Raw genomic sequence first — 23,555 nt, 5'->3', positions numbered from 1 at the left:
AAGTTGGAGATCCCAACTCACTACTGGAGGCAGCCGTGCACGACGCGGTCATCGTCGACGCCGTCCGTACCCCGATCGGCAAGGGCAAGCCCGGTGGCGCCCTGCATGAGATCCACCCGGTCCAGTTGCTCGCCCACACGTTGCGGGCGCTCGTCGAGCGCAACGGGCTCGACCCCGAACTGATCGACGACGTCATCGGCGGCGCGGTCGACCAGGTCGGCGAACAGGCCCAGAACGTCACGCGGTGGGCGGCGCTCGCCGCCGGACTGCCGGAATCCGTGCCCGCCACCACCGTCGACCGGCAATGCGGGAGCAGCCAGCAGGCGGTGCACTTCGCCGCGCAAGGGGTGATGGCCGGCGCGTACGACGTCGTCATCGCCTGCGGCGTCGAGTCCATGAGCCGGGTCCCGATGTGGTCCAACGTGCTGCCGGGCACCGATCCGCTCGGCCCCGGCGTCGCGGAGCGTTATCCGGAAGGCCTGGTGCCCCAAGGGATCAGCGCCGAACTCATCGCCGCGAAATGGTCACTCAGCCGGGAAGCGATGGACGAGTTCGCGATGTCCTCGCACCGGAAGGCGGCGCGGGCACACGAACTCGGGCGATTCGCGAGCCAGATCGTGCCGATCGAGACGCCGTCGGGCCGGGTGTCCACCGACGAGTCGGTCCGGCCGGGCACCGACCTCGAAACCCTCGCCAGACTGCGCCCGGCGTTCCAGGACGCGGACGTGGCCGCGCGCTTCCCGCAGATCGACTGGTCGGTGACCGCGGGCAACAGCAGCCCGATCAACGACGGCGCCTCCGCCGTGCTCATCACCTCCAGCGAGACCGCCGCCCGGCTGGGCCTCCGCCCGCGCGCCCGCCTGCACAGTTTCGCCGTCACCGGATCCGACCCCCTGCTCATGCTCACCGGCGTCATCCCGGCGACGGAGAAGGTGCTGCGGCGCGCGGGGCTGAGCCTGGCGGACATCGATCTGTTCGAGATCAACGAGGCCTTCGCCAGTGTCGTGCTGGCATGGCAGCAGGAAACCGGCGCCGACCCGGCCAAGGTCAACGTCCACGGCGGCGCGATCGCGCTCGGCCATCCGCTCGGCGCGAGCGGGACCAGGCTTATGGGCACGCTGGTCAACGCGCTCCACCACCACGGCGCCCGCTACGGCCTGCAGGCCATGTGCGAAGGCGGCGGCCAGGCCAACGCGACCATCCTGGAGGCGTTGTGACCGACCGGCTCCCCAAGAAGCTGGCCGATCATCCGTCGGTACAGGCGGTGCTCGCCAAACCGCGGGACAAACCGTCGCCGGTCATCGACGCCGCCTGGCTCAAGGAGATCTGCCTCGCCGCCGGCGCCGACGACGCGGCCGCCGTCTCGCTCGACCACCCGGATCTCGCGGGCGAACGCGAGCACGTCCAGCGCGCGCTGCCCGGCACCAAAACTCTCGTCTCGCTCGTGGTGCGGATGAACCGCGACGACGTCCGCTCCCCCGCCCGCAGTGTCGCCAACCAGGAGTTCCACCGCGGCGGCGAGATCATCAACGAAGCGGGGCACACGATCGTCCGGACGCTGCAGGACGCCGGGTACCGCGCGATCAACCCGTCGGCGACGTTCCCGATGGAGATGGAGCGCTACCCCGGCCGGATCTGGGTCGTCGCGCACAAGACGGTCGCCGTCGCGGCCGGACTCGGCGCCATGGGGCTGCATCGCAACGTCATCCACCCGAAATTCGGCAACTTCGTGCTGCTGGCGACCCTGCTGGTCGACGCCGAGGTGTCCACCTACGGCGAGGCGATCGACTACAACCCTTGCCTGGAGTGCAAGCTGTGTGTCGCTGCCTGCCCGATCGGCGCGATCTCCAAGACCGGCGAGTTCGACTTCCTCGCCTGTTCGACGCACAACTACCGCGAGTTCATGAGCGGCTTCACCGACTGGGCGCAGACCGTGGCCGACAACGAGGACGCCGCCGACTTCCGGTCCAGGGTGAGCGATTCGGAGAACGTGTCGATGTGGCAGAGCCTCGCGTTCAAGCCGAACTACAAGGCCGCGTACTGCATGGCGGTCTGCCCGGCGGGCGAGGACGTGCTCGGGCCTTACCTCGAAGACCGGCGCGGCTTCCTCGGAACCGTGGTGAAACCCTTGCAGGACAAGGTGGAGACGCTGTACGTGCGGGAAGGTTCCCCGGCCAAGGCCTACGCCGAACGCCGCTTCCCCCACAAACCGGTGAAGGAGGTCGACGGCGGCTACCCGCGGCGGTAGGGCCGCCCCTACCCCGCGTCCGGGGGCCTGTCCCCTGTCCGGTGCCGTCCGTGCTCCCTAACCTGACGGCAAAGCCTGGGGAGGACCTTCCATGATCGCGACCAAGCTGGCGTTCTCGTCACTCCGCCGCCGTCCCACCGGATTCGTCGCGAGCTTCGTCGCGATGTTCCTCGGCGCCACGATCCTGATGACGTTCGCGTCCCTTTTGGACACTCGGGCGACCGCCGATCCCGAGACCGCGAAGACCTTGCTGATCATGGCGAGTGTCGTCGGCGGCTGGGGCTTGGTGATCGTCCTGTTCGCGACGCTTTCCACGCTCTCCCTGCTCATCCGGCAGCGCGCCCGGGAGATGGCGTTGCTGAAGAGCGCCGGCGCGACCCCGTCGCAGATCGGACGGATGATCGTGGGCGAGGCGGCGGTCGTCGCCGTCCTCGCCGCGGCCGCGGCCCTCGTGCCCTCGGTCTTCGCCGGGCGGTGGCTGGTCACCCTGCTCGGTGACACCGGCCGCGTACCAGCCGGGCTCGAAGCACAGTTCGGCCCGATCGCGGTGTCCATGGGCACCGGCATCACCCTTCTCGCCGCACTCGTCGCCGCGACGGTTTCCGCACGGCAAGTGGCCCGGCGCGGAGCCAACGAGGCTGTTCGCGAGGCAGGGATCGACACCCGGCCGACCAGCCGGCTCCGGATGATCGGCGCCACGATCGCCCTGGCCACCGGGCTCGGATGCGGCGTGCTGACGATGACCGCGTTCACCGGAACGGAGCCCGCGTTGATGGCGATCGGCGGCCAGGGCGCGATCCTCGCCGCGATCGGTTTCGCGCTCCTCTCTCCCGCGTTACTCGGCCCGATCGCCGCGGTGCTGGCCGCTCCGCTGCGGCGCGCGGGCGTCAGCGGTCATCTCACGGCAGCGCACCTGCGGGTCCGCGGCCGCCGGCTGGCCGGGGTGCTGGTGCCGATCATCCTGTTCACCGGCATCGCGACCGGGACGCTGTACATGCAGGCCATCGAGAACTCGGTGGGCACCGCGCCCGCGACGATCGCGAGCAGCATCGAGACTCTGAACTACGTCGTGGTCGGCATGATCGCGCTGTTCGCCGCCGTGATGCTGGTGAACACCGTCGTCGCCGCGCTAATCGGACGCCGCCGCGAGTTCGGGCAACAACGGCTCATCGGTTCGACACCGTCGCAGGTCCTGCGGCTCGTCGGCACCGAAGGCACCGTCCTGGTGGCGGTCGGTGTCCTGTTCGGCTCGCTCTCCGCCGTCGTCACCGTCGTCCCGTACAGCGTCGCCAGGACCGGGAGCCCGGTGCCGGACGAGACGATCGGGGTCTATCTCGCCGTCGTCGGCATCGCCGTGGTCCTGACGCTCGGTTCGCACGTGGGCGCGGCGGCGAAGGCGATGCGGACCCCGGCGATCCAGGCGGGCACCCGCGGCTGAAGGCCTGTCACATCTCCGTTCCCCCACGCGTCAGGGTTACGACCGAGCGATGAAGGATGGGGACCGTGGACGAACACGACTGGCTGGCGCGGCGTTTCGAAGGGCACCGGACGCATTTGAGGGCGGTGGCGTACCGGATGCTCGGTTCGCTGAGCGAGGCGGACGACGCGGTGCAGGAGGCTTGGCTGCGCCTGAGCCGGTCGGATTCCGGCGAGGTGGACAACCTCGGCGGCTGGCTGACCACCGTCGTCGGCCGGATCTGTCTCGACATGCTGCGCTCGCGCAAGTCCCGGCCGGAAGAGCCGGTGGGCGCCCAGCTCCCAGACCCGATCATCGGCCGTGCGGGCGGGATCGACCCGGAACACCAGGCCCTGCTGGCGGATTCGGTCGGACTGGCGCTGCTGGTCGTGCTCGACACGCTGGACCCCGCCGAGCGGCTGGCGTTCGTCCTGCACGACATGTTCGCCCTGCCGTTCGACGAGATCGCACCGATCGTGGGCCGGTCTTCCGCGGCGACGCGGCAGCTCGCCAGCCGCGCACGCCGTCGTCTGCAGGGTTCGCCGACGGTCCCGGACGCGGATCTGGGCCGTCAGAGGGAAGTCGTCGACGCGTTCTTCGCCGCCGCGCGGGGCGGCGATTTCGACGCCCTCGTTTCGGTGCTCGACCCGGATGTCATCCTGCGCGCCGAGGGCGGCGCCGCTCCGGCGGGGACGTCGCGCTTCGTGCGCGGGGCGGCCAAGATCGCGAGCCAGGCCCTCATGTTCCGGGCCGCGGGCGAGGGCGGGGAGCTGCGGCCCGCGCTGGTCAACGGCGCGGCCGGGATGGTCGTCACCAAGGACGGCGTGCCGACGACGGTCTTCGCGTTCACCGTCGCGGGCGGGAAGATCGCGGCGATCGACATCCTCGCCGACCCGGACCGCCTCGCCACGCTGGACTTCGAACCGCTCGGCTGAAGTGTCAGGAAAGGGTCGTTCAAGACGTTTTCGTCCTGAACGACCCTTTCCTGACGTGCGTGCTGCCGGGATCAGGAGGTCGGGAAGTTGTCCGCGGTGCGGATGCGGTCCCGGATCCAGACACCGGCGGGCTTCAGCGGAGCCGTGCCGGTGAACGAGCTGCCCGAGCAGGTGCCTGGCTTGAACACCGCGCCCGAACGGCTGTCGTCGGAGAAGTTCCAGTTGGTCCAGCTGATCTTCTTCGACGCCAGGAAGTCCAGGTACTTCTGGGAGTTCGTGAAGTCGTTGCCACCGTCACCGCTGGCGGTCTGGGTGCCGAACTCGGTCACGAACAGCGGGATCTTGCTCGCGGCGCGGCTCAGTGCGTTGAAGTACTCCGTTTTGTGCGACGCCGCGTAGAAATGGAACGTGTACATGAAGTTGCTGGCACGCACAGGGTTGTTGATGATGTCGGTCTCGTTGCGGCCGTCGGAGATACCGAGCGAGCCCCAGCCGTGGGTGCCCACCAGCACGACACCGTCGGAGTCCTGGGCGCGGATGACCGGGATCATCTGCTCCGCGTAGCTGCGGACGCGGTCCCAGCTGACGTTGTTGGGCTCGTTGGCGATGTCGTAGATGATATTGGTCTTGTCCTTGTGCCGCTGGGCGATCTCGGTGAAGAACGTCTTGGCGCGGCTGAGGTTCGCGTTCGGGTCGCCCGGCGTGAGCTGGTGCCAGTCGACCAGGGCGTACATCCCGCGTTTGGTGGCCTCTTCGATGTACCCGTGCACCATGTCGGTGAACTTGCGCGGGTTGGTCTCGTAGCCGCCTTCCTGGATGTACATGGAGATCCGGAGGACATCGGCCTTCCAGTCGTTGGCCAGCGCGTCGAGCGAAGCGGTCTTCACGCACTGGCTGAACCACTGGATCCCGTGGGTGCTCATGCCCCGGAGCTGGATCGGCTTGCCGGCGGAGTTGCAGAGCTGGAGGCCACAGACCTTCAGCTGTCCGTTGATCGCCGCCGGACTGCCCGGCGGCAGCGCGGCGGCGGCCTGCGTTGCGGGTTCTGCCGCGGTCTCGGTCGCCATCGAGGTGTTCGCGGCGGCGACCGGGGCCAGCAGCCCGGCGGCCAGTGCGGCCGTCACCCGGAGACGGATCTTGTCCCAACGCATTCGGCTTCTCCTCTCGCGTCGACGGCACCGACGTTGGCGCGCCGACGGTCAGGGCGGCGGAGTTAAATAGGAAACTTTCCTTACTATTGGAAAGTAAAGGGAAGATTACCCACAGGGTCGACGGACGGTCAAGAGCCGACCACCGACGGTTCCGACGACCTCGGGCATGCTCGGAGCGTGACGACGATCGTGGCCTTCCACGCCCACCCCGACGACGAAGCCCTGCTGACCGGCGGCACCCTCGCCCGCGCCGCCGCGGACGGCCACCGGGTGGTCCTCGTGGTCGCCACCATCGACATGCTGGGCGCCGACGCGGCACGCCGGGCCGAACTCGAAGCGAGCGCGAAGGTGCTGGGCGTCGAGCGAGTGGTCCATCTCGGCTACGCGGGCAGTGGTCATGGCGCGATCCTCTACCCGGATCCGCCGGGCTGGGTCCGGTTCGTGCGCGCGAGCACGGACGAGGCTGCGGCGCGGCTCGTGGCGATCCTGCGCGAGGAGAAGGCGTCCGTCCTGCTGAGCTACGACCGCAACGGCGGCTACGGCCACCGCGACCACGTCAAGGTGCACGAGGTCGGCAAGCGCGCGGTGGAACTCGCCGGCGACGTCCGGCTGCTGGAGGCGACGATCCCCCGCGACGTCGTCGCACGCCTGGTGAGGATCGTGCGCCTGGCGCGGATCCCCTTCCGCTACGACGTCGACGCGCTTCTCCGCGCGTACAGCGCCCGCTCGGAGATCACGCACACCTTCGACGTCCGGCGTTTCGCGCGTCAGAAACAGGCCGCGATCGCCGCGCATTCCTCACAGGTGAAGGGAAGCGGCAGGCTGGCGCCGCTGATGCGTGTCGTGACCCGGCTCCCGGCGCCGCTCTTCGGCCTCGTGTTCAACCGCGAGTGGTACGTCGACGCGACACCGCGCGGCTCACGATCCTGACCGGCGGGCGCGATACGCGGCGGCTTTCACCCGGTTCTGGCAGGCGAGCCCGCAGAACCGCTTGATCTGCGCCTGGCTCGCGTCGATGTACACCTGATCGCAGCGCGGCGCCGCGCACAACCCGACGCGATGCGGGATGTGCTCGCCGAACGCCGCGGCCACCGACACCGCGAGCCCGGCCGCCCACTGCTGGACGAGGTCGGCTTCGGGACCATGGAAATGCAGGTGCCAGGACTCGTCGCCGTGGCGTTGCAGGGACGGGCGCGCCTTGCTGTCTTCGAGCATCCGGTTGAGCAGCCCCGCCGCCTCGTCGTGTTCCCGCCGGGACAACGACTCGATGATCTCCCGCAGCCGCGACGCCAGATTCCGCAACCGCTCCGCGGTCAGCAGGTCGATCTGCCCGTTGCCGAGCGTTTCGGTGGCGACGCGGACGAGATCGTGGCCACCGAGCGCGGGTTTCGGCCTGCCGTGGACGTGGTCCCCGGTCAACGCGTTGATCAGCGCGACCCCGGTTTCCAGCCGCATCGCGTGATGCCCGTCGGGCTCGTCCACCATTCGCCCCCTCCCCCGCGCGTCACTGGTTCGCAGGACGCCCGCGGTGACGCTATCAAAGGCGAGCGGGACCGCAAGGGCGATGAAGTCGTTCGGAGCAACGGAATCCTACGGACGGCGCAGCGCCAGTCCACTATGGACAGACGCGCTTACCCGGCCAGTCCGTGAAGGCCTCCTTGAGGGACTCTGGATCCCTCAAGGAGGCCTTCACGGACGCGATGATCGCCACATACGCCCCATCTGCACCAACAGTCACGACGGCCGCGCGTGAAGGGCCCCTTCACGCGCGGCCAAGTACAGGGGGCGAGCAAAGGGCTGCGGCGTCAAGTACCTACGCGGAGCGCGGCTGCGGCTGATCCAACCTGCGTCAGTAGGCACTAGCGGAGTGGTGCGGGGTGAAGGCTCCCCTCACCGAGTCTGATGCGACGAAAGGAGCCTTCGCCCAGGCCGGCTACGGGAGCGGCGGTTCGGTCGCAGGTGCCGCCTCGTGAGTGTTTTTGGGTCGTTAGAACCGCCCTACCACTCACGAGGCAGAGCGGCCGCTCACCACCGAGGCGGACCGGCGTCCACGATCTTCTGCGACAGCTCCAGCGGGTCGAGATGCATCAGCGACTCCATCCACCACGTCATCCCGGCCTGCCCCAGCGCCGGTAGATCGACCTTGATCGGCTCTTCCCACGCCGGGCTCGCGTTGCCTGCCACGGCGACGTCGAAGGGACGGCCCGGTTCCAGCCCGGCGAGACCGAGCGCGTGGTGGGTCTCGGCGATCTCCTCGGCGGTCGGCGTGTGGTCCTCCGGGTTCGGGAAGATCCCGTCGCACAGCGCCGCCCGCCGGACGACGCGCGGGTTGTCGGTGGAGCTCGCCACCCAGATCGGGATCGGGAACGGCTCGGGCGGCGCCTCGGCGAGCGCGACCTGGTAGTGCGCGCCGTCGTGGTCGAACCGCCTGCCGGACCAGATCGCGCGGATGACGTCGAGGCCTTCGTCGAACATCGCCGACCGGGTCAGCAGGTCGGTCTGTTCACCGAATCGGCTGAAGTCACCGGATTCGTCCGAACCCAGGCCGGTGCCGAGGATCAGCCGACCACCGGAAAGGCGGCTGACGGTCGACGCGTGCCGCGCGACCACCCACGGACGGCGCCGGGCGGGCGGCGTGATCATCGGGCCGAACAACAGCCTGCTGGTCGCGTGCGCGATGGCGCCGAGCGTCGTCCAGGGATCCGCGATGGGCATGGTGTCCGCGACCACGTGGTCCCACAGGAAGAACCCGTCCCAGCCCGCCGCCTCGGCGCGCACGGCGAGGTCGACGAGCACTCCCGGCTCACCGAACGGGCCGAAAGGCGGCAGATAGACGGCATGGCGGACCGTGCTGCCGGTCAAGTCGATCATCTCCCCAACGTCATCGTCGAAGTCCCCGGACGGCCGCTTGTTTACGCCGTTCACCCACGTTAGCGTCCGGAAGATGGCGGACGAGGGTGAACGATCGACGAAGTGGCCGGAGCATCGGAGAAGGTTACGCCGGGTGTTGTCCTCGGTGGTCGCCGTCTCACTATGCGCGACACTTTCGGCCGTGAACGCGTCCGCATCGCAGGATGACGACTGGTCCCGGGACTTCTACTGGGGTGTCGCGTCGTCGGGTTACCAGTCCGAGGGCAACGCCCCGGACAGCAACTGGAAGCGGTTCGTGGACCGCTCCGCCGGCAAGGACGGCGTCGACGAGTACCGCGACTCCGTGGACTTCCGGCACCGCTACGCCGACGACATCCGCCTCGCGGCCCGTCTCGGCGTCAACACCTATCGCTTCGGTGTCGAGTGGGCGCGTGTCGAACCTTCGCCCGGCCGGTGGGACGAGACCGGACTGGCCTTCTACGACGACGTGTTCCGGCAGGTCCGCGCCGCGGGCATGACGCCGATGATCACGCTCAACCATTGGGTCTACCCGGGCTGGGCGCTCGACCAGGGCGGCTGGGCCGAGAAGCGGACGGCCGGCGCGTGGCTGGAGTTCAGCCGGAAGATCGTCCAGCGCTACGCCGGGCAGGACGTCCTCTGGGTGACGTTCAACGAGCCGCTCATCTTCCTCCGGAACGAGCAGAAGGTCGGCGCCCTGGACGCCACGCGGTACTTCGCGGCCCAGTCCAACGTCGTCCAGGCGCACCGCCGGGCCTACGACCTCATCCACGAACTCGACCCGACCTCGAAGGTCACCAGCAACCAGGCCTACATCACCGGGGTCAACGGGATGGCCGACTGGTTCTTCCTCGACCAGGTCAAGGACAAGCTCGACTTCATCGGCATCGACTACTACTACGGCCTCAGCATCGACAACTGGACGGTGTTCGCGGCCGCCGGCGACAAGTTCTGGGACGTGAAGCTCCAGCCAGAAGGCATTTACTACGCGCTGCGCAGCTACCACAACCGGTTCCCCCGTCTGCCCCTCTACATCGTCGAGAACGGAATGGCGACCGACAACGGGAAGCTCCGCGACGCCGGCTACACGCGCGGCGATCACGTACGCGACACCGTGTACTGGCTCCAGCGGGCGAAGGCCGACGGGATGAACCTCATCGGCTACAACTACTGGAGCCTCACCGACAACTACGAATGGGGCAGCTACCGCGCCCGGTTCGGACTGTACACAGTGGACGCTCTGGCCGATCCCGCGCTGACCCGGCGCCCCACGGACGCCGTTCCCGCGTACCAGGATCTGGTGACCGCGGGTGGCGTGCCGCCGGGCTACCGGCTCAAGCGCGGGCCAGGACTCTGCTCGCTCGTGGACGGGCTGAACAGCTGCCTCAATCCGGCCAAAGTGGACGGACCGCTCACGTCGCTGAAGTGACCAGCTCCAACCGCCTGCCCTCGAACGTCCGCCGCATCCGCCGGTCGTGGGTGACGACCACGAGCGCGCCGGAATACGTCGCGAGCGCCTGCTCCATCTCCTCCACGAGATCCGGGGAGAGGTGGTTGGTCGGCTCGTCGAGCAGCAGCAGATCGGTCCTGGCGGTCACCAATCTGGCCAGTTCCAGCCTGCGCCGCTGCCCGATGGACAGCTCCCGGACCGGCTTGCGCAGATCCGGCGCCCGGAACAGGCCCAGCGACAGCAACCTCTCGGCCGCCTCGTCCTCGTCACCGTCCCCGGCGAAGACCATGAGGACTGTCCGTGCGTCGGCGGCGAGCCCGCCGTTCTGGTGCAGGAACCCGACCCGGCCCGCCCGCTCCGCCGATCCCGTCGACGGCGCGAGCTCGCCGGCCAGCACGCGCATCAAGGTCGTCTTGCCCGCCCCGTTGGGACCGGTCACGAGGACCCGTTCGCCGGGCAGCACGCTGAGCGACGTCCGCGGCAGACGGCCGTCGACCGACACGTCGTCCGCTTTCACCACGTACTGGCCCGCCTCCGTCTCCCCCGCGGCGATCCGCGCGGTGAACCGGAGCGGCTCCGGCGGAGGCGATACCGGGTTCGCCTCCAGGCGCTGGATCCGCTCGCGAGCCGACCGGATCCTGCTCATCGCCCCGTGCGCCCGGGAGCGGGCCCGGAACGCGCCCGCCCCGCTGAAGGCGGCCGGGGCCTTGCGCGGGATCGCCGAGAACCGGTCGATGTTGACGTCCGCCATCCGTTCGTAGCGGGATTTCTCCAGCCGCCACTCCTCGTATTCCCGGACCCATCGGGCCCGCGCGGCCTCCTTCGCCGCGAGGTAACCCGAGTACCCGTCGCCGTGCCGTTGCACGGTCTTTCGGTCGGCGTCGACCTCCAGGATGGTCGTCGTGACCCGGCTGAGGAACATCCGGTCGTGGGTGATCGCGACGATCCGGCCGCGATGCCCGCGGAGATGGTTCTCCAGCCAGGCGACGGCGTCGTCGTCGAGATCGTTGGTCGGCTCGTCCAGCAACAGGAGTTCGGGCGACGCGGCCAGGGTGGCCGCGAGCGCCAGCCGGGACCGCTGGCCACCGGAGAGGCTGCCCAGCGCGCGGCCGCGATCGAGGCCCGGCTGCCCGAGCCCGTGCAGGGCGACCTCCACCCTGGCGTCGGCCTCGTAACCGCCGCGAGCTTCGTAAGCGGTCATGAGGTCGCCGTACGCGGCCAGGTCCTCGGCGGTTTCGAGCGACTTCTCGGCCGTCCGCAGCCGGGATTCGAGCTCCCGGATGTCGGCCAGCGCGAGGTCGATCGCGTCACCCACCGTGGCGGTTTCGGGCAGGTCCAGCGTCTGCGGGAGATAGCCGACGCCACCGGGCGCGGTGACGGTCACGATGCCGTTGTCCGCCCGGTCGCGGCCGGCGATCAGCCTGAGCAGGGTGGACTTGCCCGAGCCGTTGTCGCCGATGACGCCCGCCTTCTCCCCCGGTTTGACGGTGAAGGAGATCTGGTCGAGCACGACGTGGTCGTCGAAGCGTTTGGTGACACCGGAGAGCACGAGTTGTGTTCCCGGATTTCGATGCGGGGTACGCACAGGGGCGTCCTCCTGATTCTCGCGGGGAAGAAGAGCAACGAGGAAGGACGCGACCCGGCGGAGCGAAGGCTCTACGCCAGGGCCGCGTCGAAGGCGAGAATCACAGAGTGAAGAAAATCCCCATGCCGAAGACGGTAGCGGGAGAACCCGGACGGGCAAAACGAATAAAAGGTTGTGTACGGGTTCACAGAGTGTTCTGTGTCCCCATACCGCGACAGCGGCGCCCCGGTGAACGAGAATCGAGGATGGAGGTATTTCGCGGTCTGAGGGAATGGGGTTCCTCGTGCACGGGTCCAGTGGTCCGATCGCCCGCTTCCGGCGACGGCTCTTCCCTGGTCACAATTCGCTGGCTCGTGGCTCCGACCGGTTCGAAGCCCTTCTTCTCAAGCTCGTGATCCTCGCGGCGCTGCTCGCCATCCCGGTCGCGGCCGCCGTCGGCTCGGCCAACCACGGCAGGCAGGTCGCCGCGGCCGCCGCCGACTCGACCGGGCGCACACCCGCAACGGCGTATCTGCTGAAGGCGGCTCCCGTCCGCATCGTCGACAGCGAGAGCGTCGGGACCGACACCGCCACCACCGAGGCGACCTGGACCGACTCGCGCGGCGCCCGGCACACCGGCGGCGTCCTCGCGGCGCCGGGCAGCCCCGCCGGATCGGCCATGCCGATCTGGATCGACGCCCGCGGTGAGCTCACCACCGCACCGAGGACCGCGTCGACGGCCGTGTTCGATTCCGTGCTCGTCGGCCTGTGGCTCTGGTTCGCGGTGGTCGCCGCGCTCGTCCTGGTGCAGCGGGTCGTCCGGCTGGTGCTCGACCGGCAGCGGGCCGCGGCCTGGGAGCGTGCCTGGGCGGTCTACCCGCGGTCCGGATCCTGGCCCTGATCCCGGCGGCGAGGGCAAAGAGCCTCGGCTAGGGTGCCCCGCATGCGCATCATGATCTCGGCGGACATGGAGGGCGCCACCGGCGTCACCTGGACCGACGACGTCATCCCCGGCACCGAGCAGTGGCAACGATTCCGCCGCCTGTTCACCGGTGACGTCAACGCCACCATCGCGGGCCTGTACGACTCCGGCGCCACCGACGTGCTGGTCAACGAGGCGCATTCCTCGCAACGGAACCTGCTGCTCGAAGACCTCGACGGCCGGGCGCGCATGCTCACCGGCAGGCACAAGCCGCTCTCGATGATGCAGGGGATCGACAGTGGCGTGGACGGCGTCGTCTTCCTCGGCTACCACGCCGGCGCGGGTTTCGACGGCGTCCTGTCCCACACGTACCTGGAGAATCAGATCACCGGCGTCTGGCTCGACGACGTCCCCGCCAGCGAAGGCAGGCTCAACGCGGCGATGGCCGCCGAGTACGGCGTCCCGGTGCTCGTCGTTTCCGGTGACGACAAGGCCTGCGACGACGCCCAGGACTACGCGCCCGAAGCCGAACTGGTCACGGTGAAGGAGTGCGTCAGCCGCTACGCCGCGATCTGCCTGCCGCCCGCCAGGACGGCCGAACTGCTGTCGTCGGCCGCGGCGGACTCGATGAACCGGGCGGGCCGGGTCGAGCGGTACACCACTCCGCACCGGATCGAGGTCGAGTTCGACGCGAGCCATCTCGCGCAGGCCGCGGCGGTGATCCCGACGGTGGAACAGATCGGTGTGCGGCGGGTCGGCTTCGACGCGCCGGACATGACCGAAGCGATGAAGGCGTTCAAGATCGTCACGGCGATCGCGGCCGGGGCGGTGCAGGGTATCTATGGCTGAGTTGGACGTAGTCGAAGTCTGTTCGCGGTTGATCCGGTTCGACACCACGAACCGGGGCAACGGGGACTCCGAGGGCGAGCGCGAGGCCGCCGAGTACGTGGCATCGCTGCTGTCGGGGCTCGGGATCGACTCGAAGATCATCGAGTCCGCGCCCCGCCGCGCGAACGTGATCGCCCGGGTTCCGGGCACCGATCAGAGCCTGCCCGCGCTTCTCGTGCAGGGGCATCTCGACGTCGTCCCGGCGGACGCCGCCGACTGGTCGGTGGACCCGTTCTCCGGCGAGATCCGCGACGGGTTCCTCTGGGGCCGCGGTGCCGTCGACATGAAGGACTTCTGCGCGATGGTGCTCGCCGCCCTCGCCACCGGCGTCCGGCCGCGGCGGGACATCGTCCTGGCGTTCGTGGCCGACGAGGAGGACAAGGGCGAGTACGGCGCGCACTGGCTCGCCGCGGCGCACCGGGACCTGTTCGACGGCTGCGCGGCCGCGATCAGCGAGTCGGGCGCGTACACCTACCACGTCCCCGCCGCCGACGGGCGGATCGTGCGGCTCTATCCGGTGGCGACGGCCGAGCGCGGCACCGCGCACCTGCGTTTGACGGCCAAGGGTCGCGCGGGGCACGGCTCGCGGCCCAACGACGAGAACGCGGTCACCCGGCTGGTCACGGCGCTCGGCAAGATCGCCGCGCACCGCTGGCCGGTGCAGCTGACCCCGACCGTCCAAGCCTTCCTCGAACGCACCGGGGAAGCGCTCGGCGTCCCGGTCGATCTGTCCGATGTGGACGGAACGATCGCGCGACTCGGGCCCGCCGGGGCGCTGGTGGTGCCGACGGTCCGCAACAGCACGACGCCGACCATGCTCGACGCCGGCTACAAGGTGAACGTGATCCCGACTTCGGCCGAGGCACAGGTGGACGTCCGCGTCCTCCCCGGCGCCGAACCGGAGCTGCTCGCCGAGATCGACGCGATGCTCGGCGAAGGCGTCACGCGCGAGTTCGTCGCGCACCAGCCGCCGGTCCAGGCTCCGGTGGATTCGCCGTGGTTCGACGCGATGGCCGACGCTTTGCGGTCGGAGGACCCCGAAGCCGTCGTCGTCCCGTACTGCATGGGCGGCGGAACGGACGCGAAGGCGTTCAGTCCTCTCGGGATCGACTGCTACGGCTTCGCCCCTCTGCTGCTGCCGGAAGGCTTCCCGTACCGGGCGATGGCGCACGGCGTGGACGAGCGGGTCCCGGTGGAGGGTCTGCGGTTCGGCACGCGGGTGCTGCGCCATTTCCTGGAGAACTGCTGAGCCACACCATCCCAAGTACGTGAAAGGCCCCCTTCATTGCGTCTAGCGCCAGGGACCCGGCAAAGTCGCCATCCGCTGGTCAAGCGGTGACGAAGGGGGCTCGTCATAGTGGCCTCACACCCCTCTCGACTGTCCATAGGGGACAATTCCGAGGTGATCGTGCCCGATTTGAGCGTTTTACGAGGGGGTCGTGAGTGTTTTGTGTCGTTCTAACGACACAAAACACTCACGACCCACTCGAAAACCGGGCAGATATGCATCAAACGGACATTCACCTGTCGATTGGTGTCCTTTATGGACAATAGACGGTCAAGCTCCTGACATCTGCCCCGTTCGGAGGTCCAGCCAGAATCTCCAGGAGTGGCATTGATCAGCGCTTATGCGACTTCGCCGGAACCCTGGCATCTAGCACAGTGAAGGGGGCCTTCACACACTTGGGCCGACCGCCCAAAGCCTTTCATGCGAATTTCATGAACGCCGCTTAGCGTCGCCACCGTGAGACCTTCGACTTCGCGTGCCCGCGCGTGCGTGCTCCTGATCGGCCTCGGCATCGCGCTGTCCGCGTGCCGCGGCGGCTTCCCGATCTCGCGCTCCGACCTCCCACCCGAAGCGTCTCCCCCGCCGGAGACCCGGACCCTCACCGTGACGACGCCGGCACCGACAACGCCGACAGCGCCGTCCACGTCATCCGCGCCGGGCCTCGAACCCGCCGCGATCGACCGTGTGTTCCAGGTCTACATGAACGGGCTGGCCAATCACGACATGACCGCCTTGCGCAGCGGGACCTGCCCGCGCCTGCGGTCGACGCTGCTCGGCTTCGAACTCCACGGGCATTACGTCCAGCGCTGGGAGATGCTGCCGTACTCCGTCCCGTCAGGACAGGAGTTCGTGACGGTCCAGGCCAAGGTCACCCAGCGGAACGCGCGCGGCGGCGAATTCGCGGGCGACGTCGTCTATTCCTGGTACGTCGAGCGGAACGAGGACACGAACTACTACGTTTGCGGGTGGCTCGGCTACGAATGACCACAGGAGGCCGCCGATGAACACGGTCGCGCGACTCGCCAGGGACGAGCGGGTGGACTTCGCCGCGTTCCTCCGGACGCTGGGACGCACCGACCTTGTGTTCGGAGTGGACAGTGCGCGACGGGTTGCGGCTTTGGGGTTTCCCCGCGAAGTGCCGCCGGAGAGGTTGCGTCACGCGCTGGCTTTCGCCCGCTACGCGCCGCCGGCCAAGGCGGGCAAGCGCGCACGCGGACTCCGGCTCGTCGCCACGGACCTGGACTGGTCGGCCGGATCCGGACCGGAAGTCCGCGGCCCCGGCGAGGCGGTCCTGCTGTCGATCGCCGGCCGGGACGTGGCGCTGGACGAACTTTCCGGTCCCGGAGCGGCGATTCTCGCGTCCAGAATGGACGGTTAAGCCCGCCCTCAGGGCATCACAAAGCCTTGGCCAGCGCGCCGAAGGCCGTGTTCAACCGTTCGCAATGGACGGCGGCGACTTCGGTGAGATCGTCCCCGGCGAGGCGTCGCCGCGTCGTGGCCACGGCGACGGTGCGGTACGCGGCGACGATCAGCGCTGCGGCCAGCTCACCGTCACCCGAGAACCGGCCGTCGCTTTCGAGCTCGTCGGCCACCTCGGCCTCGATCTCGTGCTCGAACTCGCGCAACCGCGAAACGAGCGCGCGCGACCCGGCGACGGTGCGCGCGAGCGGCTCGCCCGCCTCGCTCAGCCCCGACAACGGATGCCGCTCTTCCGCGAGCGCGAGGGTCATCCGCCGGAACGCCTCGACGACACCCACGCCGTCCGGCCGGTCCCGGATCGTCGCCCGCGCGATACCGACGGCGTCGGGCAGCCGATCGAGCGCGAGATCCTCTTTGCGCTCGAAATGCGAAAACACCGTCACCTTCGAAACGCCGGCGGCGGCGGCCACCTCGGCGACCGTGACGTCGTCGAAGCCACGCTCCACGAACAGTCCTGTCGCGACCTCGGCGATATGCGCCCGCGTCTTCGAACCGCCCCGATCTCCTCGCTTCGCCATGTGACAAGCGTACCTTTACTCAGTAACCTTACCGAGTAAGTTTACTGAGTAAAGCTTGGAGTCATCATGGAGCGGACCGACGTGATCGTGGTCGGAGCGGGGCCCACCGGCCTATACCTCGCGAGCGAGCTCGCCTTGCGAGGCGTGCGGACGACCGTGCTGGAGCGGCTCGCGGAACCGGATCCGACGATCAAATCCGGTTCGATCAACGTCGCCAGTGCCGAGATCCTCGACAGGCGCGGCCTCCTGCCCGCCGCGGAGGACGTGCAGCGCCGTCGGCTGGCCGAGGCCAAGGGCTTCACCGGCGGCCGCTCGAACCGGACCGTGCGCGAACTGACCGACGCGGCGGGCCAGGCCTCCCGGCGGTTCCCCGTCCTCGGGCACTTCGCGGGGATCATGTTCCAGCACGGCCTCGTCGACCAGGACGATCCGGTGCTGGCCGCGCATACGGCCGCGGCCAACGGGATCCTGGTGCCGCAGCACGATCTCGAACTGCTGCTCGGCGATCACTGCGCCCGGCTGGGCGTCGAAATCCGTCGCGGCGTCGAGGTGCGGGATCTACGGAGCACCGGCGCCGGTCTCGACGACGATGCCGATGTGGTCGTCGAGACCAGCGCGGGCGACTTCGGGGCCGGATGGGTCGTCGCCGCCGACGGCGGCCGAAGCGTCGTCCGCAAACGGCTCGGTGTCGACTTCGTGGGCACGGACCCGGAACTGGTGGGCTATCAGGCCATCGCCGATTTCGACGACCCGAGCGAACTGCGCCGCGGGTGGAACTGGACGCCTCGCGGCATCTACACCTACGGCCCGGTGCCGGGGCGCATCCTCGTCGCCAGGTTCGCGCCCCAACCCGAGGACAAGAACGCTCCCGTGACCGTCGACGAACTGCAGAACGCGGTACGGGACGTCACCGGCGTCCCGGTCACGATCACGGGCCTGCGGGGGCGGGCGACGCGATGGTCGGACAACGCACGACAGGCACGGGCCTACCGCCGCGGCCGGGTGCTCCTTGCAGGCGACGCCGCCCACGTGCACTCGCCGTTCAGCGCACAGGGCCTGAACCTCGGCATCGGCGACGCGGTCAACCTCGGCTGGAAGCTCGCCGCGACCGTCCAGGGCCACGCCCCGGCGGGGCTGCTCGACACCTACCACGACGAGCGGCACCCGATCGGCGCGTGGGTCCTGGACTGGACCCGGGCACAGGTCGCGCTCATGCGCGGCGACGAACGGACCGCCCGGCTGCGCGAGGTCGTCGGCGACGAACTCTTCGCGGTCCCCGGCGCGACCAACCGCATGATCGCGCTCTCCTCGGGGATCTTGCAGCGGTACGACGTGGCCGACGACTCCTCTGACCCGATCGGCTCGATCGCCGGGGACGTCGAACTCGCGTCGGGGACCAGGCTCGCCGACCACGCTCACGACGGCCGCTTCGTACTCGTGGACCGCTCGGCCGACGGGCGCTACTCCGACGCGGCCGCCGGAATGGACGACCGAGTCGCCTGCGTGGCGGATCCCGATGTCGCACAGCCGAGTCTCTTAGTGCGCCCGGACGGGATCATCGCCTGGGCCGACGTGTCCGACCACGCGCGGAAGCTGCTCGACGTCGCGATCCAGCGCTGGCTCGGCTGATCCAGAGGGCGGTGGAGCGGCTCAGCTCTTCCCAGGCGGCCAGCTCCGCCGCCCTCGCCTCGTGCGTGGCGCGCAGCCCGTCGACAGCGTCGTCGCCGAGCGCGAGCCGGAGCGGAGCGTCGTCGCTGTCCAGCACCTTCAGGATCGCGGCGGCGGCCTTCGCCGGGTCGCCGGGCTGCGAACCGTCCATCCCTTCGACGAAATCCCGGATTTCGCCCGTGGATTCGCGATAGGCGTCGATCACCCGGGAGCGGTGCAACCGGCTGCCGCCGAACTCGGTCCGGAACGCGCCGGGCTCCACGATCAGCACGTTCACGCCGAACGGTGCGACTTCAGCGGCCAGGGACTCCGACATCGCCTCCAGCGCGAACTTCGCCGAGCAGTAAGCCCCGAAGCCGGGCGGGCTCTGCTGACCGCCCATCGAGCTCATCTGCACGATCGCACCGCTTTCCTGCGCCCGAAGATGCGGCAAGACCGCTTTCGTCACCTCGACGGCGCCGAAGAACATCACGTCCATCAGCGACCGCAGCTCGGCCATGGTCAGTTCCTCGACCGCGCCGACCGAACCGTGGCCGGCGTTGTTGACCAGGACGTCGATCCGGCCGAACTCGGCGAGCGTCGCCTGCACGGCGGCCTCGATCTGTGCCGGGTCGGTGACGTCGAGCGCCGCGGTGCGCACCCGGCCCTGGCCGAGGGCTTCCAGTTCCGCCAGCGTCTCCGGACGGCGCGCCGTGGCCATCACGCGGTCACCCGCGTCGAGCGCGGCCAGGACGAGGTGCCTGCCGAACCCGGACGAGCAGCCGGTGATCAGCCAGACGCGGCCGTCGGTTTCCTTCGTCATTCCTGTTTCCTCCAGTGAAGTTCCTGCGACCCATCCTGCGAAGGCCGCGCCTGTACCGCCAACACCGGTTCCCTGGTGCGGCTACAGTCAGAGCCTGTGACCCCCGAGTTGCGGCAGTTGCGCTATTTCGTCGCCGTCGCCGAGGACGCGAGCTTCACCAAGGCCGCACGGCGCCTGCACATCGCCCAGCAGTCCCTTTCGCAGCAGATCACCGTGCTGGAACGGGTTCTCGGCGCGAAACTGTTGCGACGCGACAGCCGCGGAACCCGGCTCACCGAGATCGGCTCGCTGTTTTTGCCGGAGGCCCGAGCGGTCCTGGCTCGCAACGACGAGGCGCTGGCGGTACTGGACCGGGCGGTGCGCGGCGAACTCGGCACGCTGCATCTCGGTTTCCTCACCACCACGGCCAACTATCTGCTCCCGCCGGTGGTGCGCGCGGTCCGCGAGCGTCTCCCCGATCTCACCCTCACCACCGACGACACCCAGATCGCGCCGCTCGTCGACGGACTCGGCAGCGGCCGCTACGACCTGATCTTCACGCGGCCTCCGCTGATCGAGGGCTTCGAGACCCGCACCCTGATCATCGAGAAGGTCTGCGCCGTCCTCCCGGAGGGACATCGGCTCGCCGCCGCGACCGAACTGAAGCTCTCGGACCTGGCGGACGAGTCGTGGGTGCTCACGCCACGAAGTTCCTGGGAGCCCTGGCATCGCCGCTACGACGGCGAATTCCAGGCGGCGGGCTTCACGCCGCGCGTCGTCCAGCGGGCCGCGACCGTACAAGGACTGCTCGGTCTCGTCGCCGCGGGTATCGGCGTGACCAGGCTGGCCCGGTCTTCGCGCAGCCTGCGCCGGAGCGGGGTGGTGTTCGTCCCGCTGACGGGCGACACCGCCCGGACGGTGGCGGCCTGGTCGCCGGAGAACGACAAACCCGCGCTGCCCGGCGTGCTCGACATCGTGACGGACCTGGCTGCCGGAACGGATCTGACGGAGGCGGGCTGACCGGGCATCGCGACCGTCACACCGCCATGATCACCCTCTCGGGCCACGGGGTCCGTAGAATCCGGTGACGATGCGACGTTTCCGGTGGTGGTGGGGTGCTCTCGCGCTCACGTTCGTGGTGGTTCTCGTCGGGTTCATTGCCTTTACCGGGTCGGAAAGCCGCCCAGGGCAGCCGTCCCCGCGCCAAGGACCGCCGGGGACGGGGCCGCTGACGGTCGTCTCCATCGGCGACAGCACCGTTTCCGGTGAGGGCGCGGGCGACTACACGCCCACCACCAACGGGCAGGGCGGCAATTGGTGTCACCGCTCCCCCAACGCCTTCGTCGAGCAGATCAAGATCCCGGACGTCACCGCCCGCGTGAACCTCGCGTGTTCGGGAGCGCCCTCGGAACAGATCGCCTTGGGCGATGCCAAGCAGTGGACGGAGCCGTCGCAAGCGCAGCAACTCGCGAACCTGATCAAGGATCACCGGGTCGCCGCGGTGGTGATCGCGGTCGGCGCGAACGACGAGCCGAAGTTCTCCGCTCAGGTCAACGAATGCTTCAAGGCGTGGTTCTCGCCGCAGAACCCGCCGTGCAGCGCGGCGCTTCGCACCACCTGGAAGTCCAAAGTGGACGCCATGGTGCCGAAGGTGACCAACGCGGTCGCCGACGTCAAGAAGGTGCTGGCGCAGGCGGGTTACGTCCCGGCGGACTACCAGCTCGTGCTGATGTCGTACGCCTCGCCTGTCGGCCCGCAGATCCCGGAGGCGCTGCGCAGCCTGAACGGCTGCCCGTTCCGCACCGAGGATCTGGAGTGGATGCGCCGTGACGGCGTCTCCGTCCTGTCGGACGGGCTCAAACAGGCCTCGAGGGCGACCAGCGCGCGATTCCTCGACCTCTCGCGAGCCGGCGCCGGGCACGAGGCGTGCAGCAGCGAACCGGCGAACGAGTGGTTCAGCAGGCTGACCCTGCAGTTGCGCGACCTCGGCCAGGTCGACCGCGCGAGCCACGCGCTGCAGGAGTCCTTCCACCCCAACGCCAACGGCCACGCGCAGATCGCGAACTGCCTCAACGAGTTCCTCGCCGCACGCGCGGGCAACGCGTCGTGCCTCTCGGGCCCCGACGGCAAACTGCACGCGGCGCCCGAGGTGGTCGTGCGCTAGAGATCGAGCGCGGCGCGCAACGCGATGTCGATGCGCTCCTGGACCTCTTGGTCGATCTCCGCGATCTTCTCGTCGAACCACGGCCGGTACAGGCGCGTGAGGTTCAGCGTGGAGACCCAGTACCGCGCGTCGACGGCGACACCGAGGATGTCCTGCGGATCACGGTCCAGCAGTTCGGTGCCGAGCAGCCACGGCCGCTCGGATTCGTTCACCCCGTCCGAGGACAGCAGGACGACGGTGCGCTGCCGTGCCGGTTCGGTCGGGGGGTGGTACGTCCAGACTTCACCCCTGTGCACGCAGATCCTTCTCCGCGGCGGTCAGCTCGGCCTCGTCCGATTCGGCGGACGGTTCGACCGGGGCGCGCTGCGGGGTGTATCCGGTGCGCACGGCCTCCCTGCGGGCCGCTTTGGACAACCACGACGAGACCGAGATCCCGTGTGCCTTCGCGGCCCGCTCGGCGAACTCGAGCGCACCACTGTCGAGTGAGAGAGTGACCTTACGTGTTGCCATACCTTTTATCGTACCAGCGCCGCGCAAGCCCGCCCCTCCTCTCGTCTCACAGGGTGGGCGAGCGCCCCTCGAACGGCGTCGACAGCACCACCGTGGTCCGGGTCGAGACCTTGGCGGACTCGCGGATCCGGCGGAGCAGATCCTCCAGGCCGAGCGGCGAAGCCACCCGGACCAGGAGGATGTACGACTCGTCGCCGGCGACCGAGTAGCAGGACTCGATCTCCTTGATGTGCTCCAGACGCTGCGGATAGTCGTCCGGCGCGGCCGGATCGTTCGGCGTCAGCGAGATCAGCGCCGTGAGCGGCAGGCCGATCTGCTCGCCGTCGAGCCGCGCCGTGTAGCCGAGGATGACCCCGCGCTGCTCCAGGCGGCGCACCCGCTGGTGCACCGCCGACACCGAAAGCCCGACCCGTTCGGCCAGATCGGTGAAACTGCGCCGCCCGTCGGCGGCCAGTTCCTGCACGATGGCCTGGTCCAGCGGCTCCAGGGAACCGGTCATGCGTCGAGCACGATCAGGTCGTGCGGACGCTGGTTGACCGACTCGACGCCGTCCTCCGTGACCACAACGATGTCCTCGATGCGGGCGCCCCAGCGGCCGGGCTGGTAGATGCCGGGCTCGACGCTGAAGGCCATGCCCGGCTCGAGCGGCAGCGCGTTGCCCTTGATGATGTAGGGCTCCTCGTGCACGTCGAGGCCGATGCCGTGACCGGTCCGGTGGATGAAGTACTCGCCGTACCCGGCCTCGGCGATGATGTCGCGCGCGGCGGCGTCGATCGACTCGGCGGTGGCACCGGGACGGACGGCGTCGACGGCGGCCTTCTGGGCGCGCTGCAGCACGGCATAGGTCTCGGCGACGTCGGCGTCACGCGGCTCGCCGACCGCGTACGTGCGGGTGGAGTCGGAGTTGTAGCCCTCGGCGATCGGGCCGCCGATGTCGACCACGACGACGTCGCCGCGCTCGATCACCCGCTCGGAGACGTCGTGGTGCGGGCTGGCGCCGTTGGGGCCCGAGCCCACGATCACGAAGTCGGCGTGGGTGTGGCCTTCTTCGACGATGGCGGCGGTGATGTCCGCGCCGACCTCGGCCTCGGTGCGGCCGGGGCGCAGCCATTCGTGCACGCGGGCGTGCACGCGGTCGATCGCCGCTCCCGCGTCGCGCAGCGCCTGGATCTCGGCCGCGTCCTTGCGCATCCGCAGTTCGCGCACGATCGGGCCGGCCAGCGTCTGCTCGGCGTCGCCGAGCGCGCCGCGGAAGGCGAGCACGTGCAGCGCCGGGGTGAAGTCGCTGACCGCCACGCGGCCGGGCTTGCCGAGCCGGTCGGCGACCAGTTCGTAGGCGTTGTCGCCGTCGACCCAGGTGACGATCTCGATGCCGAGTTCGTCGGCGGGGACGTCGGCGTAGCCGGGGGCCTCCAGCTTCGGCAGGACCAGCGCCGGGACGCCGTCGGCCGGGATCACCAGCGTGGTCAGCCGTTCGAAGGAGCCCCCGGCCTGGCCGATGAGGTAGCGCAGGTCCGAGCCGGGTGCGATCAGCAGGGCGTCGGTGTCGGCGGCGGCCGCCGCGGCGCGGGCCCGGTCGAGGCGGGCGCGGAGGCTGGCGGCGTCGGGGGCTGGGTTGTGAAGGGAACGGCGCGACATGATGGC

Annotated in this window: 24 protein-coding genes; 14 read left to right on the top strand and 10 right to left on the bottom strand. The window is 69.4% G+C overall.

Annotation, left to right across the window (positions count from 1 at the left end):
- The first annotated feature begins 35 nt into the window (after window positions 1-35).
- From ACSMFO_RS02430 to sigJ, 4 genes are all read left to right on the top strand, one after another.
- Window positions 36-1,217, top strand: a complete 1,182-nt coding sequence (locus tag ACSMFO_RS02430; protein ID WP_378416007.1) for a thiolase family protein — start codon at window positions 36-38, stop codon at window positions 1,215-1,217.
- Window positions 1,214-2,248, top strand: coding sequence for a 4Fe-4S binding protein (locus ACSMFO_RS02425; protein WP_436456697.1), 1,035 nt, complete (start codon window positions 1,214-1,216; stop codon window positions 2,246-2,248). The genes ACSMFO_RS02430 and ACSMFO_RS02425 overlap by 4 nt, the downstream gene beginning before the upstream one ends.
- 91 nt (window positions 2,249-2,339) lie before the next feature.
- Complete coding sequence (locus ACSMFO_RS02420; protein WP_436456695.1) at window positions 2,340-3,686, top strand: FtsX-like permease family protein; 1,347 nt, start codon at window positions 2,340-2,342, stop codon at window positions 3,684-3,686.
- 65 nt (window positions 3,687-3,751) lie between these two features.
- On the top strand, window positions 3,752-4,639 hold the full coding sequence (gene sigJ, locus ACSMFO_RS02415) for an RNA polymerase sigma factor SigJ (protein WP_436456693.1): 888 nt from the start codon (window positions 3,752-3,754) through the stop codon (window positions 4,637-4,639).
- Between the two features lie 71 nt (window positions 4,640-4,710).
- On the opposite strand, the gene ACSMFO_RS02410 is transcribed toward sigJ, so the two are convergent.
- Window positions 4,711-5,790, bottom strand: coding sequence for a glycoside hydrolase family 5 protein (locus ACSMFO_RS02410; RefSeq protein WP_436456692.1), 1,080 nt, complete (start codon window positions 5,788-5,790; stop codon window positions 4,711-4,713).
- 177 nt (window positions 5,791-5,967) lie between these two features.
- Here ACSMFO_RS02410 and ACSMFO_RS02405 point away from each other — a divergent pair, with 177 nt between their 5' ends.
- Entirely contained in the window at window positions 5,968-6,720 is a 753-nt protein-coding gene (locus tag ACSMFO_RS02405) for a PIG-L deacetylase family protein (RefSeq protein ID WP_436456691.1), read from the top strand.
- Here ACSMFO_RS02405 and ACSMFO_RS02400 read toward each other — a convergent pair.
- Complete coding sequence (locus ACSMFO_RS02400) at window positions 6,709-7,275, bottom strand: CGNR zinc finger domain-containing protein (protein ID WP_436456690.1); 567 nt, start codon at window positions 7,273-7,275, stop codon at window positions 6,709-6,711. The two genes, ACSMFO_RS02405 and ACSMFO_RS02400, sit on opposite strands and share 12 nt — an antisense overlap.
- A gap of 540 nt (window positions 7,276-7,815) precedes the next feature.
- On the bottom strand, window positions 7,816-8,661 hold the full coding sequence (locus ACSMFO_RS02395; RefSeq protein ID WP_436456689.1) for an LLM class flavin-dependent oxidoreductase: 846 nt from the start codon (window positions 8,659-8,661) through the stop codon (window positions 7,816-7,818).
- A gap of 181 nt (window positions 8,662-8,842) precedes the next feature.
- On the opposite strand from ACSMFO_RS02395, the gene ACSMFO_RS02390 reads away from it, so the two are divergent.
- On the top strand, window positions 8,843-10,108 hold the full coding sequence (locus tag ACSMFO_RS02390) for a glycoside hydrolase family 1 protein (RefSeq protein ID WP_436456688.1): 1,266 nt from the start codon (window positions 8,843-8,845) through the stop codon (window positions 10,106-10,108).
- Here ACSMFO_RS02390 and abc-f read toward each other — a convergent pair.
- Window positions 10,092-11,714: a ribosomal protection-like ABC-F family protein gene (gene abc-f / locus ACSMFO_RS02385; RefSeq protein ID WP_436456687.1), complete on the bottom strand. Its 1,623-nt coding sequence runs from the start codon at window positions 11,712-11,714 to the stop codon at window positions 10,092-10,094. The two genes, ACSMFO_RS02390 and abc-f, sit on opposite strands and share 17 nt — an antisense overlap.
- A gap of 283 nt (window positions 11,715-11,997) precedes the next feature.
- Here abc-f and ACSMFO_RS02380 point away from each other — a divergent pair, with 283 nt between their 5' ends.
- The 5 genes from ACSMFO_RS02380 to ACSMFO_RS02360 all read left to right on the top strand — a co-directional run bounded on the left by ACSMFO_RS02380 (window position 11,998) and on the right by ACSMFO_RS02360 (window position 16,169).
- Window positions 11,998-12,594 (top strand): Rv1733c family protein, encoded by a 597-nt coding sequence (locus ACSMFO_RS02380; RefSeq protein ID WP_436456686.1) that lies wholly within the window; start codon window positions 11,998-12,000, stop codon window positions 12,592-12,594.
- Window positions 12,595-12,636: 42 nt separating this feature from the next.
- Complete coding sequence (locus tag ACSMFO_RS02375; protein WP_436456685.1) at window positions 12,637-13,464, top strand: M55 family metallopeptidase; 828 nt, start codon at window positions 12,637-12,639, stop codon at window positions 13,462-13,464.
- The gene (locus ACSMFO_RS02370; RefSeq protein WP_436456684.1) at window positions 13,457-14,752 is read left to right on the top strand and encodes a M20/M25/M40 family metallo-hydrolase; all 1,296 of its coding nucleotides are present in this window, start codon (window positions 13,457-13,459) and stop codon (window positions 14,750-14,752) included. Before ACSMFO_RS02375 ends, ACSMFO_RS02370 begins: the two co-directional genes overlap by 8 nt.
- 495 nt (window positions 14,753-15,247) lie before the next feature.
- Entirely contained in the window at window positions 15,248-15,775 is a 528-nt protein-coding gene (locus ACSMFO_RS02365; protein WP_436456683.1) for a hypothetical protein, read from the top strand.
- A 16-nt stretch (window positions 15,776-15,791) separates the two neighbouring features.
- On the top strand, window positions 15,792-16,169 hold the full coding sequence (locus tag ACSMFO_RS02360; protein ID WP_436456682.1) for a hypothetical protein: 378 nt from the start codon (window positions 15,792-15,794) through the stop codon (window positions 16,167-16,169).
- A 16-nt stretch (window positions 16,170-16,185) separates the two neighbouring features.
- On the opposite strand, the gene ACSMFO_RS02355 is transcribed toward ACSMFO_RS02360, so the two are convergent.
- The gene (locus ACSMFO_RS02355) at window positions 16,186-16,788 is read right to left on the bottom strand and encodes a TetR/AcrR family transcriptional regulator (RefSeq protein ID WP_436456680.1); all 603 of its coding nucleotides are present in this window, start codon (window positions 16,786-16,788) and stop codon (window positions 16,186-16,188) included.
- 66 nt (window positions 16,789-16,854) lie between these two features.
- Here ACSMFO_RS02355 and ACSMFO_RS02350 point away from each other — a divergent pair, with 66 nt between their 5' ends.
- Window positions 16,855-18,417 carry an FAD-dependent monooxygenase gene (locus ACSMFO_RS02350; protein WP_436456679.1) on the top strand — a complete coding sequence of 521 codons (1,563 nt, stop codon included), beginning with the start codon at window positions 16,855-16,857 and terminating at the stop codon, window positions 18,415-18,417.
- On the opposite strand, the gene ACSMFO_RS02345 is transcribed toward ACSMFO_RS02350, so the two are convergent.
- Window positions 18,344-19,258, bottom strand: coding sequence for an oxidoreductase (locus tag ACSMFO_RS02345; protein WP_436456678.1), 915 nt, complete (start codon window positions 19,256-19,258; stop codon window positions 18,344-18,346). The two genes, ACSMFO_RS02350 and ACSMFO_RS02345, sit on opposite strands and share 74 nt — an antisense overlap.
- A 96-nt stretch (window positions 19,259-19,354) precedes the next feature.
- On the opposite strand from ACSMFO_RS02345, the gene ACSMFO_RS02340 reads away from it, so the two are divergent.
- Window positions 19,355-20,257 (top strand): LysR substrate-binding domain-containing protein, encoded by a 903-nt coding sequence (locus tag ACSMFO_RS02340; RefSeq protein ID WP_436456677.1) that lies wholly within the window; start codon window positions 19,355-19,357, stop codon window positions 20,255-20,257.
- A gap of 70 nt (window positions 20,258-20,327) precedes the next feature.
- On the top strand, window positions 20,328-21,401 hold the full coding sequence (locus tag ACSMFO_RS02335) for a GDSL-type esterase/lipase family protein (RefSeq protein ID WP_436456676.1): 1,074 nt from the start codon (window positions 20,328-20,330) through the stop codon (window positions 21,399-21,401).
- Here ACSMFO_RS02335 and ACSMFO_RS02330 read toward each other — a convergent pair.
- The 4 genes from ACSMFO_RS02330 to ACSMFO_RS02315 are packed head-to-tail and all read right to left on the bottom strand — an operon-like array spanning window position 21,398 to window position 23,549.
- A complete protein-coding gene (locus ACSMFO_RS02330) occupies window positions 21,398-21,697 on the bottom strand; it encodes a hypothetical protein (protein WP_005150941.1) in 300 nt (99 codons plus the stop codon). The genes ACSMFO_RS02335 and ACSMFO_RS02330 overlap by 4 nt on opposite strands.
- Complete coding sequence (locus ACSMFO_RS02325; RefSeq protein WP_007035425.1) at window positions 21,684-21,911, bottom strand: hypothetical protein; 228 nt, start codon at window positions 21,909-21,911, stop codon at window positions 21,684-21,686. The genes ACSMFO_RS02330 and ACSMFO_RS02325 overlap by 14 nt, the downstream gene beginning before the upstream one ends.
- Window positions 21,912-21,957: 46 nt before the next feature.
- Complete coding sequence (locus ACSMFO_RS02320) at window positions 21,958-22,410, bottom strand: Lrp/AsnC family transcriptional regulator (protein ID WP_016334198.1); 453 nt, start codon at window positions 22,408-22,410, stop codon at window positions 21,958-21,960.
- Window positions 22,407-23,549, bottom strand: coding sequence for a M24 family metallopeptidase (locus ACSMFO_RS02315; protein WP_038513803.1), 1,143 nt, complete (start codon window positions 23,547-23,549; stop codon window positions 22,407-22,409). The genes ACSMFO_RS02320 and ACSMFO_RS02315 overlap by 4 nt, the downstream gene beginning before the upstream one ends.
- Window positions 23,550-23,555: the final 6 nt, after the last annotated feature.

Source organism: Amycolatopsis sp. w19 (genome assembly GCF_051373225.1).
Taxonomy (GTDB): Bacteria; Actinomycetota; Actinomycetes; order Mycobacteriales; family Pseudonocardiaceae; genus Amycolatopsis; species Amycolatopsis japonica.
The sequence above is the reverse complement of the archived record's forward strand: the minus strand, read 5'-3'. Positions and strand labels throughout refer to the sequence as shown.